At 58.0% G+C, this 14,561-nt stretch carries 11 protein-coding genes and 1 pseudogene; all 12 read right to left on the minus strand.

Going from position 1 to position 14,561, the window contains the following annotated elements:
* Positions 1-259 (minus strand): annotated as a pseudogene (locus XI09_RS03125) (IS66 family transposase); the annotation flags it as partial.
* Positions 184-645 carry an IS66-like element accessory protein TnpA gene (gene tnpA / locus XI09_RS03130; RefSeq protein ID WP_097668604.1) on the minus strand — a complete coding sequence of 154 codons (462 nt, stop codon included), beginning with the start codon at positions 643-645 and terminating at the stop codon, positions 184-186. The pseudogene XI09_RS03125 and the gene tnpA, both read right to left, overlap by 76 nt.
* A 428-nt stretch (positions 646-1,073) precedes the next feature.
* Positions 1,074-1,751, minus strand: a complete 678-nt coding sequence (locus XI09_RS03135) for a 2OG-Fe(II) oxygenase (RefSeq protein WP_097668527.1) — start codon at positions 1,749-1,751, stop codon at positions 1,074-1,076.
* Positions 1,752-1,757: 6 nt separating this feature from the next.
* Entirely contained in the window at positions 1,758-2,846 is a 1,089-nt protein-coding gene (locus XI09_RS03140; protein WP_271565619.1) for a GFA family protein, read from the minus strand.
* Positions 2,847-4,142: 1,296 nt separating this feature from the next.
* Positions 4,143-4,985: an electron transfer flavoprotein subunit beta/FixA family protein gene (locus XI09_RS03145; RefSeq protein ID WP_271565620.1), complete on the minus strand. Its 843-nt coding sequence runs from the start codon at positions 4,983-4,985 to the stop codon at positions 4,143-4,145.
* 585 nt (positions 4,986-5,570) lie between these two features.
* Positions 5,571-7,394, minus strand: a complete 1,824-nt coding sequence (gene nifA / locus XI09_RS03150; protein ID WP_271565621.1) for a nif-specific transcriptional activator NifA — start codon at positions 7,392-7,394, stop codon at positions 5,571-5,573.
* A gap of 183 nt (positions 7,395-7,577) precedes the next feature.
* Complete coding sequence (locus tag XI09_RS03155) at positions 7,578-8,414, minus strand: SDR family NAD(P)-dependent oxidoreductase (protein WP_097668524.1); 837 nt, start codon at positions 8,412-8,414, stop codon at positions 7,578-7,580.
* A 627-nt stretch (positions 8,415-9,041) separates the two neighbouring features.
* Positions 9,042-9,221 carry a hypothetical protein gene (locus XI09_RS03160; protein ID WP_143279286.1) on the minus strand — a complete coding sequence of 60 codons (180 nt, stop codon included), beginning with the start codon at positions 9,219-9,221 and terminating at the stop codon, positions 9,042-9,044.
* Positions 9,218-10,330, minus strand: coding sequence for a nodulation protein NodZ (locus XI09_RS03165; protein ID WP_271565622.1), 1,113 nt, complete (start codon positions 10,328-10,330; stop codon positions 9,218-9,220). The genes XI09_RS03160 and XI09_RS03165 overlap by 4 nt, the downstream gene beginning before the upstream one ends.
* A gap of 157 nt (positions 10,331-10,487) precedes the next feature.
* Positions 10,488-12,527 (minus strand): carbamoyltransferase family protein, encoded by a 2,040-nt coding sequence (locus XI09_RS03170; protein ID WP_271565623.1) that lies wholly within the window; start codon positions 12,525-12,527, stop codon positions 10,488-10,490.
* Positions 12,528-12,846: 319 nt separating this feature from the next.
* Positions 12,847-13,635, minus strand: a complete 789-nt coding sequence (locus XI09_RS03175; RefSeq protein WP_271565624.1) for an ABC transporter permease — start codon at positions 13,633-13,635, stop codon at positions 12,847-12,849.
* Between the two features lie 3 nt (positions 13,636-13,638).
* Positions 13,639-14,559: a nodulation factor ABC transporter ATP-binding protein NodI gene (gene nodI, locus XI09_RS03180; RefSeq protein WP_245448754.1), complete on the minus strand. Its 921-nt coding sequence runs from the start codon at positions 14,557-14,559 to the stop codon at positions 13,639-13,641.
* Between the last annotated feature and the right edge of the window lie 2 nt (positions 14,560-14,561).

Raw genomic sequence — 14,561 nt, forward strand, 5'->3', positions numbered from 1 at the left:
GGCAAATCCTTCCGTCATGGACAAAACGAGCAAAGCCATCCCATCGGTTGAGCAGATAATTGATCGGCTTGATCACGTTTGACGAACGCGAGAGCCGGGCGGATTCCGCCCGTAGCCAAGCCTCAAAATCGCTCAGCAGCGGCGCGCTTCTGTCTTGGCGGACCCGCAGCCGCTCCTCGGCATTCAACCCATGGATCTCGCGCTCGATCTCGAACAGCTGGTCAATTCGAGGCACCGCTTCCAGCGCAATGGGCGAGATCGCCGCCGCCGAAGCGCCTCAACGTCGACGCCCGCATCGACAATGACGCGCCGCCCGCCAGCCAGCTCGATCTCAATCCGACGCTCCGTCGAGTGTGCTGTCGCGCTCTCCGATGAAGCCGCCACCGACGCCACAGGCCCATCCTCGGCCACAACTGCCCTGACAAAGCCAGCCTCGGATTTGGTCCGCTCCGCCGCGAAGGCTCTTCGCCAAGTCACCAGCAGAGAACGCGACAAGCCGTATCGCCGCGCTGTCGCCGCAACCAGCCGCGGCTCGGACAGGCTCTCCAAAACAATCCGCGCCTTCTCCTCCTCAGACCAACGCCGCCGCCGGCCCGTCTCCACCACTTCCAGTCGATTCAGCGCACTGATCGTATGGCTGTCCATACGTACAGTTCTCAACCATCAAGCCAGCCCGTCGCAAGGCGTCTTTCCTCGGAGGCTTACCCTGCGCCAACGGCGTAAGGCAGCGCAACGCGCAAGACGGCCTCCCCGGCCTCTAATCAGCGCTCGTGTCAAGTCTACCAAAACAACTCCGCAATCATGGCCGTTCTGCTGCCGGGCTATGCGGGGCGGTTGCACGCGGGAGCCGAGACGGGCGGCGAGCTGGACGGCGCTGTTGCGAGACCCAGCGGAGTTACTCTTCCGAGCGGCTTTAGCCGGCGACCTTTCGTTGGGCTTTAAAAGAAAAGTCTATGTCCCACAGCGACAAAGACCCAACCTGTTCTTTCACAAGATGGCCGAGCTACCAACCTCATCTTCTGATGAGCTCACCCGATACCCAACTCATTCAAAGGCCATTTCAACCACCTCAATCACAGGCCACCGGTAGGGCTTCCGACGACCCGGCGGTTCGCGCCGGTGCGTTTTGAACAGAAGTAGACCAACGATCGGCGCTCCCCGGTCAGCACAGGCTTCACCTCATGTCGGAGCCTACATGTGGTGACAAGCACGGCGCCAAAGGGCGGTCGGAATACCTGCTGTTCGTATCCGCTTGGATATACCACGAACTCCCCCCCATCGAAGTCTCTCGCGAGCTGCACAATCACCGAGTACTCGAAATCCGGGTCGCTCGCCGCATCCCGATGCATGCCAACAAAGGAACCAGGTGGCATACGATGCATTTGGCATCGGCGAATCACGTAATCTGACGATGCCCCCAAGATCTTTCTTACCGCGACTCTGCGGTCTTTCCTTTCAAGTAGTTCCATGATCTGCCCTGGAGCTGCACCACTCGCGTTGCTAGGAGCGCGGCCGGGCGGGTCTACCCTCACGCGTTTGACAAAGACATGGTGCGAGTCGCCGGCATCTCCTTCCCGCACTTCTTCTTCGGGAATCTCAGCCTGCAGCTGATCGATCCTGGCCAAGTCATCTTGGGTGAACAATATCTGGGGGCCGATCACGACCGTCCCCTTCACCAACAGCTCTATGCGGTATTTTGTCAGAGCTTCTTCTGAAAGCAGACGGGATTTATCATTCATTGCGCGCGCCATTCTAGTTCACTCCAGGGCTTCAATCTTCGAGGCAGGGCTACCGGGTCCTGGCGCATATAGCGGAATGCTTGCTCCCAATGCTCGCCATCGAACTCGTTTATTCTTATGCATTCGATTATCCAGGCATCGAATATTTACGGCTGAATCCGGAAGGGTTCGACTGCGGCCTATAGAATGGCTTTGGACCACAAAGCCGGCAAAACGTGTGCCGAGCGATGTTCTTGTTGAACTGGTACGCAGTGAGGAATTCTTCGCCGCACTTAATGCCGAGCCTATCGCCAGGTACGAGCAAGTGCAGAAATCCAGACATTTGGCAGATTGAGCAATTGCATCGAACTGCAGAAGCTCTCGTGGCGCTCGGACGCAGAACTTGACAGAACCACAATGACAACGGCCATGGTGTTCGATCTCCGAGTGACCATCTCCCTCACGTGAGACGATTCGGAGCAGATCGCGGCACCACAGTAAGCTGAGCCGATAGGCTCGATCGAATTCATTCAAAAAGCGACCATTAAGGTCTGCCGGGACAAGTTCGCCAAGCAGCCGGCTTGTCATTTCTCTGTGATACTTCTCCGCGGGATCTTCTCCGCGGACATGGCTGCGGAAATTCTCAAGATCGTCAGACCGCGCCTCAAAGGTTTTTACCAAAGTGGTCCGCCGCGACTGGATCATGTCCGCAGCGTGTAGCTCAAAAGCGACCATGTAGGCGCAACCCACTAGGGGGTCTTTCGATGACAATCCGGCATAGAGAGAATACAGGTACCGCTTCGTCGTGGCACTGTAGTTGGTCCGCACTGCTCTGCCGAGTAGTCGCGAAGCATTCTTTCTAAAGAGGTTTGAGTGGAGGTTTTCAATGACCGGAATATCGGGTAGCGCTGCCTTGCCGCCCTGGAGAACTCGGCGATAACCACCCCTCTCATCCCAACAGTTAAAATTTGCGACCATGCTGGTCAGTTCAATGTCCCTCGCACGATCTCGATTGTGATGCATTGCATCGAATATGAGATCCCTTTGCGACTCTGCCTGCAGGTACGAGAACGCCTGTGACATCGCCAGGTATTCAGGCATCAGGATAGCGACCTGGTCTTCGGACATCTCCACATCGAACGGGTGCGGGCCGAACAGGGCTCGCGCTTGCTCAGTCAAATACTCGCAGCATATCTGCGGAGGCTGATCCGGTGGAAATCGAGACGCTTGAGATGTCATTTGACCTATGGCGATGAGGAGAGAACGAAGCCACTTCGTGTCCGGACCGGCTATTGGCCGCCGCGGAGATCTGCAACTTCGTTGGTTCGATGGTCGTATGATCGCGTTCACCATCGAGGCGAACTTCCTCGTGCCGACGTTCACGTACCAGACAGCGGCATGCTCAATCCTGCTCACGCGATGTCCACCAAATTGAGCGGCGGCGATCCAGTCGGATTCCGGACCATGAGCAGTCCGATGCCGTGAATGCCCGGCACGGCTAGCAATCGCTTGTAGAGTCATGGTGAGATCTTGCCAGCGCACGCCATCGGGAAGCTAACGTCACTGCGCGAGTCGCCCGGGCGCTTCCAGCTTTCGCGATCTGTCGTGGATGAATCAAGCCCTCGCGGTTGCTGCTCCTGCCAGTTCATCGAACGGCTATGACCTACGTACAACATTGCAAGGATCAATCCGCATCTACCTGGCGCTTGACGCCTTTGGCCGCAAGCTGCGCGAAATGCCGGCTGCTGGGCGGCACGAGCGTCTCAAAGAGACCGCCGCTAGTTTTCGCGTTGCGAGCGCCGCCATATTGTGTTCTTGCACGTTTACAGCAATCACCGTGCCAAAACCGTGCACTCGCCCCATAAGGTTATGAGTGCGTTGACGAAACGCTCGCGACCGACTCCTCATTGCAAGTGTATTGAACCTGACAGGACTTGCACGGCCCTCGGAAACCAAACAGCGAAGAGCCAGCCGCCACTCACAATGGGTATAGGGCTGTTGAATTGCGAACATTGCTCAAAAGGCGACACATAGGTGGGCTTTGCGCCCTGAACCGCGCGACAGCACTTTGGGCGTTCAAGCGGCATCGCGCTAGCATGGTGATCCCAGTCGCTGACGTGTTCCGTCTTCGTTCGTAACAACTACGCGCGAAGCAGTCGTCGAATACGACCACACAGTGGGGGTCTGGACGCATGCGCAGCCCTTAGTCGATGCGCCTGATCGCAGCCAACTCGGGGCATCGATCGGTCTACGGAACATGCAGTCCCAGGTGATCGCGAGCGATCGAAGAACGCCATAGACCAGAATGCGCAGGTCGCGGGCTGAGATGCGTACTACATCTTGCGCGCTCTCACTGGACGGTGCCTCTTGCCCTTGGTACATCCTCGGACCGTTTCCGATCTATCGTTGCCAGGGCTCTCCAGATCACGCGTCACGGACAAGTGCCGCAAGATCGGTTTCGAGCTTCGGTTGATACTTGAAAATAGCGTCTATCAACGCCTGTGCCGGTTGCTCGGCGGCCTCAACCAACGTTGCCTTCTCAGCCCGCGCAGAGGGAGCGAACACTCGTTTGACGACGGTCGGCGAGCCCTTGAGGCCGCATTTGGAGACGTCTTCGACACCGGCATCGTGCGCGCTCCATTTCACGATTTGGGCACGCGCGGCACGCAAGGCATCCGCCATCGCGCCGCGCCGAATCTGATTCGTTGCCTCCAGCATGGTGATGAGACAGGGCAGCCTCGTGTGCAGCACCTGGACACCACCTTCGGAGCGTCGTTCCGCTTCAATTGTATGGGCGGCGAGATCTAAGGATCTGACCTTGGCAACGTAGGTTAGCTGCAGTACGCCAAGCCGCTTTGCGATGCCGGGCCCAACCTGCGCGGTATCGCCGTCGATGGTCTGCTTTCCCGTGAAGATAAGGTTGGTCGGGCGGTATTCCTTACCAATTTTTCGGATGGCTGTTGCAAGTGCATACGTTGTGGCCAGGGTGTCGGAGCCCGCAAAACAGCGATCGGTGAGGAGTACGGCGCGATCGGCGCCATAAGTCAGCGCCTTTCGCAAGGAATCTTCCGCCGATGGCGGCCCCATTGTAAGCACGGTAATTTCGCCGCCGAACCGATCGCGAAGCTCCAGCGCGGCCTCGAGTGCGAAGAGGTCATATGGATTGATGATGGTCGGCACTCCCTGACGCATGATCGTATTGGTCACGGGGTGCACGCGGATCTGCGCCGAGTCCGGAACCTGTTTGATGCAAACGACATTGTGCACGGAGTTGCTCCAAAAAGTTGCGACAGCTGCGAAGAGAACAGCAAGTGTTGTACCATCGCCATCCTTTTGAAATCGGCTTGCCATCACAGTGGCTAGAGCGGGTAATGCGCCCCTCTAGCCCGCTCTTCCTGACGAACGAATGCTGACACAAGTCGGGGCTGCGACAGCGCTGTTCCGCAGGGCACGCCAGCCGAGTGACGCCAGGACGGCTTGCGACAGACTACCGCCGCTAATCACGAGCGGGCGGCGGACCGGTTGACGGTCAATGAGAATTGCCGCTAGTCCGGCTTGATGGACGAATACGCGTGATAGCTCGTCTGATGTCGAGCAATTGACGGTTCGCGCTTGCAGACCGAAGGTGACGCTCTGTATGTCGTGGCGCGCAAATCCATCTCTCACCGAACCAGGTGAGCTTGCTTGCGACAGCAGTCTCGGAAGCGAGCGGAGCGGTTTCGGTCGTGGCCAAGTCGCCGCCGAGGGCGGACCCGTTCCTTTAAGATTGCAATGAGATTGGCCACCGGAGATCGTCCTCACATAGCTATTTGGCTCAACTGTGATAGTAAAGGTTCCGGCCGATTTTGTCGTTCAGAACCGCTTTATTTCGATTCCGTATTTCCTCAGCGCGTAGCCGATCTGGCGTGGCGTTAGTCCGAGCAGGCGCGCTGCCTTTGCCTGCACCCAGCCAGATTTTTCCATGGCCGCAATGACCCGTTCGCGATCGGCCATCTTCGCGCCGCTTACGAGAACTGTGCCGGGAGGAGCCAGTGAGGTCAGTTCGCTGCCGACGGACGGGACCGGCGGGGTCGCTTCAGCTAGCGGAATGATGGACTTTCCGGGCACCGGCGGGATGGGTGCCGGCTGGTCTGACCTCCCGTCCGATGTACTTTTCCACAGCATCGCGGAAAGGCACTGGGCCTGGTGGCATGCAAAGTCAGTTCTTACGATCGATGATCCGGCGCACAGCGTCGCTGTCCGCTCGATGCAGTTTTCGAGTTCGCGGACATTTCCCGGAAAGCCGCACTTCATCAGTACATCGATCGCACTCGCCTCCAAGGTCAGCGTACGGCCGTTCTCGTTGTTGAACTTTCTGAGGAACTCGCTGGCAAGCAGCGGAATATCACTGCGTCTTTCGCGCAGCGGTGGCAACAGCAAGGGAACTACGCTGATGCGATAGTAAAGGTCCGCGCGGAACTCACTCCGTGCCACGGCCTCTTCAAGGTTCCTGTTGGTCGCAGCTATGACTCGAACATCGACCTTAATCGTCTGGTTGCTGCCGACGCGCTCGAACTCCTGCTCTTGCAGGACGCGCAGCAACTTCGCTTGGAACGGAGCTGAAATCTCGCCGATCTCGTCAAGAAATAGCGTTCCTTTGTCAGCAAGTTCGAAGCGTCCCTTGCGCGAACTGAACGCACCGGTAAAGGCACCTTTCTCATGGCCAAATAATTCCGATTCCAGGACGGTCTCAGGAAGCGCCGCGCAATTCAGCTTAACGAACGGCCGCTTGGCGCGGGACGACGATTCGTGAATGGCCTTGGCTACGAGTTCCTTCCCGGTACCGGATTCGCCACGCAACAGAACCGTGCTTTTCGATTTGGCTACAACCGCAATCTTCTCGAGCAGCCCGCGCAGCGCCGGGCTGTCGCCAATGATCCCATGGACGTGTAGCTTCTTGCGCTCTCGAGCGGGCTGCCTGAGGTCAAATATCTGCTTTTGTAGACGGTCTTTCTCCGCCACCAGTGGTTCGCGATCGCAGGCGAACACGCGGTCTAACTTCACTGTTTGTCCCACGAGGTTGGCGATCATGGCGAGCAGCCGCGCATCGTAATCGATGCGGAGGCTTGACCTATCGTCGCGGATACGGTCGATCGTCAGAGTACCCACAACCTTCGGACCAATGCGAATCGGAACCCCGATGAACGACACTGGCATATTATCGGAGGCGCCGAGCACTTCCCGGTCGTCAGCGCTGAATGCCGGCTCGGCGGCCACGTCCTCGGCGACAAGAGGCCTGTCTGTCGCGACGATCTGATCGATTGCCTTCCGTGGCAGGCGCATCCGGTAACGTTCGTCGCTGCCTTCGCTCCAGCCGGCGCCCACTGTAATGTCCGGCATGCCGTCATCGTCGAACAGTGAGACGATGCCGTGTCGCATCTGCACAAACGATTGCAGAAGATCAACAACGTTTGCCAATGTGACTTCGAGCGGACAAGGAGCCGTGAGTATTTTCGATATTTCGAAGATGCCGGCCAACGCACTCTCACGCAACGGCTCCCCCGAGAGCTTATGCTCCGGCTCAAGTTGCGAGGCAGGTCTTTCGAGTGAGGAAGGGATATCCAGCATGAGGCGGCCTCCGTTGTCTTGATGATCCTCCGTAGCACCTTGTTCGGGTTTGCGAGGTTCGTTTTGCATGTCACTCTCGATCTAGTTCCAAGTGTTGACGAGATGACACAGAACCGTAACACCTTTTCATGGCACGACGGTAAACTTACAGTGTGCCTTTTTTCCTTTTGCGGAATGTGTGCGCGTCGTCAGCGGAGAGCATAAGTACCGCTGCTGCAGCTCAAGTCACTGCGGCGCCAAGGCTTGGCCAATTCACAGATGTTGCCCACCATCGATCGGCACCTCGGCCCCCGTGACATAGCTCGCCGCATCCGAGCACAGGAAGAAGATGACCTTGGCAACTTCATCCGGGGTTCCCACTCTGCGCAAGGGGATGTTTGGCACGAGACGCGCTTCTGTGTCGGGCGATAACATGTCCGTCCTGATTTCGCCGGGCGCGATCGCATTCACGCGAATGCCATGCGGCGCATAATCATGGGCCATTTCGCGTGTGAGGCTTGCAAGCGCAGCTTTTGAGGTCGCATAGGCACTGCCGGCAAACGGGTGCACCCGCGAGCCCGCGATCGAAGTCACATTCACGATCGATCCTGACGCGGCTCTTAGCTCGTCAAACAAACCCTGCGCCAGCATGATCGGGGCCACCAGATTGAGATGGAACACGCTCATCCAGGTCTCGGTTGAAGTCGTCAACGACGTCATCCGATCGCCAGTGGGCGTTTTCGGCGAGACACCAGCATTATTCACCAGCGCGTGCAAAGGAGCACCTGCCAAGCGCTTCTTGACCTCGCTGATCGCGCGCGGCAGCATTCGATGATTGCTCAGGTCGATCTGGACATGATCCTCGTTCCCTGCCTCCCAGGGGCATCGCTTGCTGTCGAACGGTTGGCGCGCGCAAGAAATGATGCGCCAGCCCGCCTCCGAAAACAGCTTGGCAGTGGCATGGCCAATTCCGCGCGATGCCCCGGTCAGCAACATCGCCTTCTGTTCTCCGCGATGAATACGGGCATTATCGGCGTGAAAGAGGCAACCCAGGTGTGTTTCGGGCAGCTGACCTCTGATCAGATCGTCATTCGGCAGATCGAGACCCACGCCCGCCTCCTCTCCTATTGCGTCGGCGCACGCGTAGCAGAATTTGCGCCACTGCGATGCACGCAAATCAACTCCGTTTTTGCGTCCTAATGTCGCGCACGCGGAATGCTTGGTGGGTTCAAGACACCGTGCGTGTGCTCTGCGACAACGATGGTGCATTACCTACGTAATGTCACGAGCACACTCGCCTGCGTCAAGACGAGGGTGCAGCCGCGCTCTCTTTCCTGATCGCGCAACCGAGGAGCCAGCCGATGGGCACCGCCTCTCGTTGGAGGAACGATCGATCAGGATAGCGGCCCGCGGCCAGTAGCCGCGTCAACTCGAAAACTGACGTTACCAGCTTCGTGCGTCAGATTTGTCGGCAACTGATGCTGACTTTATCGCGCTCTGCTCTGCAGTGTCCGGCACTGGCACTTCGCCGGATTGGTCCTGGACCACGACCTGGCTTACTGGATGTTCAGCCCAACATAGTGGATCTCGAGACCGCCGCTCCGCACCAGCGCGTGCCCGACCGCAACTACGGAACTCACCGGCTCTACGGAGACCCTTTCGATATGTTCGTCCGCGACCGACCACCGATTAGCTTCCACTCGCGGTCCGCGCAAGGCGAAGACGTGTTCCACCTGTTTAACGTGGCGGCAGCACGTTAGGGCCATCGTTGTCGACGTCGAGCTTCGGCGGGAGGCATTCGGTGGAGTTGTGCGACAGAGCATTACTTTGCGACAAATGCCGCCCCGAAAAAAAGTGCCAGCACTGCTGGATGCAACGAGCGGCAATCAGATCGATCAAGCGGGCAACGACTTTCATGAAGCAACGAGCTCTTGCGAGGTTTCTTCAATCAGGACCAAGCGGCTCGGATCGTTCAAATCGAATTCAATAACGCGTGGTGCGTGGAGACGCGCATAGCGCGTGAAGGCGCTCGTCGGGGGAAAACGGATCACGGTGTCGCAGCGCGCAAGAAGATACATATCGATCAGGGCGGAAAAGCCGCCCTCGGCTCCTAGCGCGGCGTTGTGCAATGGGCCGGCCTGAGGCGCCTGAAACCGTTTGGGGATCGTGAACACATCGGGAAATCTAGTCGAAACTTTCTCAAGGACGAGCGCGCTGTCCGTGCACAGGAAAGCTCTCACGGGTTTTGCGTGGGGTAACCCCCGGGCCCTATCAATGGCATCAAAGACCTGTCGCAAGGCGCGCTCCGGGTCGGCCCAGTAGGGAGTATGCCCCATAATATCTTCGCCGTTGCCATGCCGGACATGAATGCCGATTACGCTGTACGGCTCAAAGTGCTCACGGTAGACAGCATCAATCCGAGCCCGAATTTCAGGTCGTGGCTTGATGCTCCGAAAGATTTCTCGTTCGGCCTCCTGATCGCAGCGCCACATCAGGCACGCGTCACACACGACCGTGTTAGCGTCACTATCTTTCTGACTTCGCAACAATTGATCGAGTTCGTCGCGTTCCCGGAAAATCTGCTCGTCCGGACGATAGACGCAATCGATGGATGGCTTGTTCCACCATGTCGGGAAGAATGGTCCCGGAAATGAGCACTGATTGATCCTGTCGTCGCAGATTACCCGCACGCCGGCAATGTCTTGAACCGGTTCGAAGAAGACTGGAAAGGCGTTGGTGAATGGCTCATCGAGATAACAAGATCCCCGCCAATCAATGGCTAGCGTCCGTCCTGTCTGCTTTGCAAAACGCCAGGCAGCGGCCAGTGACCACAGGCAGTCGCCGAACCCCGTACGTCGCCGGGAAACTACGAACCGATCCTTCCTCGAACCGCTAAGCATCTGCATCGCCTCTTCCCGGGCTCCTGGTTGGACAAGAGACGTCATTGCAGACATCTCACGTACCATCTTGTCCGACGTCATGGTCTGAAATCGCAGTGCCGGCGAGCTGCGTCGGTAGAACTTCATAACAGCGCTATCCTTGATGGGCCGCGTTCTCTCAACACTTTCCGTCTTTTCTTCAGCGGTGTCGCGTCCACGTGCCCGATTTCAGTCGGATGCCCGATAACCCCGTGTGCGTCGGATGGCCTGGCCCCCTCACATGCAGGTATAGGCATGGCCATTCTCATGAGTCCCGGCTATGTCTATTTTTCACTTCATTGTGGCCGCAAGCCGCGCGCGGCGGATGCAGGCGAACGCCCCGCAGCTCCCACACGAGCCGCAATTCCTTCACGAGATCTTCACGCTGGGCCTGGCTCAGCATGGTTGTGTCGAGAAGCCAGCCGAGCGACGCCTCGCCCTCGATCCGCATCAAGATCTCGAAAAGCTCATGTGAGATACGCATACTATCGTGGGCGGAATGTCCCTTGCGGATCTCGCAGACCGTTTCCTGACGATCTGGCGCTGTGTGGGAGCGAACACGATGAAGGGATGCATACGGCGGCAATGAAACGCCCAGTGCACTCCAATCCTGCAGTGATGCTGGCCGCTTCCTGACGAGGAAAGGCCCAACAACAAGTCCGTCCAGGTCAGTCGTCAAGAACGTGGTGATCGCATCTGACACGGACTCCACGATCGGCTCGGCATTGTTGTTAAATGACGTATTTAGAAGAACCGGGATGCCCGTTCGCCTCTTGAACGCATTAATTACATCCCAATAGGTGGGGTTTGTCTTGCGCGATACTGTCTGCAGTCGAGCGGTCCCATCAACGTGCGTGATCGCACCGAGCACGTTACACTTGGTTTCACGCACACGAACTACGAAGTTCATGAAGGGGAGCTGCTGCGTGCCGTCCGGGAGCTCAAAGAACTCGCTCGCATCCTCCTCCAGTACAGATGGCGCAAAGGGGCGATAGCCCTCACGCTTCTTGACCATCGCGTTGATGCGGTCCTTGTTTTCCGCAGGCCGCGGGTCCGCAAGAATGCTGCGGTTACCAAGCGCACGGGGGCCGAACTCAGAGCGGCCCTGAACCCAGCCGATTACAGCGCCATTTGCCATCCAGTCTGCCGCACTGGACGCTATGTCATCACTTCGTTGAATGTCGAGGTGGCCTGACCATGCGTTGAGCTCATGCTCTACGGCTTGGTCGTTCCCGAGATCGGGCCCCCAATAAACGTCCGGCAGTCGCTCGCGCGGTGCTGGCCTGCCCAGCTCGTTCGATACCATCAATGCAGCGCCGAGTGCGCAACCGGCGTCGTGCGCCGCGGGTTGAACAAAGATGTCGTCAAATAGCCCGGAATAAAGCAGTTTACCGTTCAGCGTGCAATTATGCGCTACCCCGCCAGCCAGGCACAAGCGTGTCATGCCCGTCGCTTCACGATGGTGGCGCAGGATGTGAAACACGATCCGCTCCAGCGCTTCCTGCAGCGAAGCGCTGACATCTCGATGCTGTTGGGTGAATGGCATTCCTTTTCGCCGAACCTCGATGTTGCGGACCAGGGCCGGACCGATTCGATCCAGGTGAACGCGATAGCCACCGTTGTCCAACAACTCGTAGAACTGCGCGAAGAGCTCGCGATAGGGAGCGGGATCACCATACGGGGCAAGCCCCATCACTTTGTACTCGTCGAACAACCCGTAGCCGAGATATCGGATCGTCTCGAGATAGAACAGCCCCAGGGAGTTATGTTCCGGGAAGCTTTCAAGTTGCGCAATTTCGGTGCCAGACCCCACCGCCAATAAGCCGGAGAGAAAATCGCCACCGCCGTCGATCGCAAAAACGAGACTTTGCTCGAACCCGGACATGGCAAACGCGCTCACAGCATGCGCTTCGTGGTGATTCACGAAGGAAACTCGGGACGGATCGATCTCGGCGCCGAACTCCCGTGCCAGCAGCTGCCGCAGCAACAGTTTGGCGTCCAACGGAACGGGCTGAGAAACAGAAAGGCGCTCGAGCATAGTATTGCAGTAGGTTTCAGTCGCGTAGAACGCGATACGGTCGATCTCGCCGAGCTCAACTCCTGCGGTAGAAAGGCAGTATCGGATCGAATTGCTCGGGAACTTGTTGGAGTGCTTGACGCGGTTGAGGCGCTCCTCTTCGACAGCAGCGATCACGCGGCCATCCTGCACAAGAACCGCAGCCCCATCGTGAAGAAATGTATTCGGCAACTCCGGCGAGCTTTCATAGATTCTGTCAAGACCGCCACTCACTCCCAGGCACAACATCCCGTTCTCCATTTGATCATGACGGCAAGGCCAACTGCCGTCCCACCTACTTAATCTGTACAGTCACGCTCCGTCGGGTGCGCGGGCCAGACAGCACAACACAACTTTGCAAAGTCCGTCACGGCGCCTAGCGACAGGCGCTCAGAAATAACGGTGCTGGCGTCCGACACCGATCGACCGAATAGGCGGCCGTAGACGATCGCGGCCTCTTAAGGCCATTGCAGCATCTGCTGTGACAGACCAGGTCACTCCCGAGCTACCGCAGAAAGCATCGTGACACTGAATCGATTTGACATTCTCCGTTTTCGCTCAACTCACATCAACGCAGCAGGCGGCGCCGAAATAGTGCCGTCGACGCGAAAAAGGGCAAGACCGCGTAAACGCAGAGCGCACCGACGTGCAGCGCAGCACTGTCGGCGCCGCGCTCAAGCATCGCTGGGCGAATAAGGTCGACCGAATGTGCGAGCGGCAACAAGCCGGCGAAGTGCTGAAACGAGCCGGGCAGCTGGCTCGTCGGAAAGACCACGCCACACAAAAACACCATAGGAGTGAGGACAAGCGTCTGGTAAAACACGAAGTAATCGTAACTTGGCGCAAGAGATATGACGAGCATCGCCAGGCTGGCGAAGACAAGGCCAGTGAGAGCGATTGTTGGCATCGCATACAAAATGGATGACCATGATGCATAACCCAGCGTGGCAGCGACGATCCCGATCGCTGTTCCGGCCAGAACGGACTTACTGGCCGCCCACACCAGTTCACCCAGAACGATATCGCCAAGCGTGAGCTGAGTAGAGAGGATTGCTTCCCAGGTGCGCTGGGCGTCCATGCGTGCAAAGGCTGCATACATGGTTTCAAAGGTCGCGGACGTCATGGCGCTGGTCGCGACCATGCCTGCCGCCAGGAACGCGATGTACGACGTCCCCTCAACGCGCCCCACGATCAGTCCAAGGCCAAAGCCGAGGCCAAACAGATTGGTTAGAGGATCTGCGAGGTTACCGAGAATCGATGCAAGTGCGACTTTCTTCCATGCCAGGAAGTTCCGACGCCATACCGCGATCCAGTTGTACGCGTTAGCGGGCATCACCGCCGCATAACTTTCACCCATCGCTCACTTCTCCATCTCGCGCCCGGTCAGCCGCAAAAACACGTCTTCGAGATTCGGGGGGCGCTGCAGAATACGAAGGCCCGCTCGCCCGCGCAGTTGCACGCGTACCTGCTCCGGATATGGCGCATAACAAAAGAGCGTCTCTCCACTCACTTCGATGTGCCGCGCATACGGCCTAATCAGCTCGCAGAGCTGGTGCGGATCACCCCCATAGATTTCGATCACGTTACAGCCGATATGCTCATCGATCAGGCCGTCTGGCTTGCCCTCGGCGATCTTGCGTCCACCCTCGAGGACACACAGCCGATCGCACAGGCGTTCGGCCTCTTCCATGAAGTGAGTGGTCAAGAGAATCGTCTTGCCCCGCGCAAGCAGAACTCGCAGACGTTCCCAAATCAGGTGGCGGGCGTGCGGATCCAAACCAGTCGTCGGCTCGTCCATCACGAGCAGATGCGGGTCATTGATTAGCGCACGCGCCAGCGTCAGCCGCCGTTTCATGCCACCGGACAGCTCGGCAACGCGCGTGTCCGCCTTGCTTTCGAGGCGTGCAAACTCGAGCAGCGAGGGGGCGACCGCCTCGATCTTGCGAGCGCTCATGCCGAAGTAGCGGCCAAACACCAGCAGATTCTCTCGTACGGTGAACTCGAGTTCAAGATTATCGAATTGCGGCACCACGCCGATACGCACACGTGCGACACGAGCGCGTGCAGGTACAGGCTCATTGAGCACCGTAATCTTTCCTCCGTCCGGCGAGATCATGCCAAGCAGCATGCGCGCGATCGTGCTCTTGCCAGCTCCATTCGGCCCGAGAAGGCCAAAGCATTCTCCCCGCGCGACCGAGAACGACAGATCATTGACGATGATCTTGTCGCCAAATGATTTTTTCACGCCGGCAAGGTCGATTGCTACGGTGGACATGCTCACTC

The sequence above is a fragment of the Bradyrhizobium sp. CCBAU 11386 genome (assembly GCF_028128955.1).
Taxonomy (GTDB): Bacteria; Pseudomonadota; Alphaproteobacteria; order Rhizobiales; family Xanthobacteraceae; genus Bradyrhizobium.

Coding starts and splice junctions, on each gene's coding strand:
- XI09_RS03165 (WP_271565622.1), bottom strand. CDS start 10,330: ATGAAGTTCTACCGACGCAGCTCGCCGGCACTGCGATTTCAGACCATG.
- XI09_RS03170 (WP_271565623.1), bottom strand. CDS start 12,527: ATGTTGTGCCTGGGAGTGAGTGGCGGTCTTGACAGAATCTATGAAAGC.
- XI09_RS03175 (WP_271565624.1), bottom strand. CDS start 13,635: ATGGGTGAAAGTTATGCGGCGGTGATGCCCGCTAACGCGTACAACTGG.
- nifA (WP_271565621.1), bottom strand. CDS start 7,394: ATGCAAAACGAACCTCGCAAACCCGAACAAGGTGCTACGGAGGATCAT.
- XI09_RS03160 (WP_143279286.1), bottom strand. CDS start 9,221: ATGAAAGTCGTTGCCCGCTTGATCGATCTGATTGCCGCTCGTTGCATC.
- XI09_RS03135 (WP_097668527.1), bottom strand. CDS start 1,751: ATGGCGCGCGCAATGAATGATAAATCCCGTCTGCTTTCAGAAGAAGCT.
- XI09_RS03140 (WP_271565619.1), bottom strand. CDS start 2,846: ATGTCCGAAGACCAGGTCGCTATCCTGATGCCTGAATACCTGGCGATG.
- tnpA (WP_097668604.1), bottom strand. CDS start 645: ATGGACAGCCATACGATCAGTGCGCTGAATCGACTGGAAGTGGTGGAG.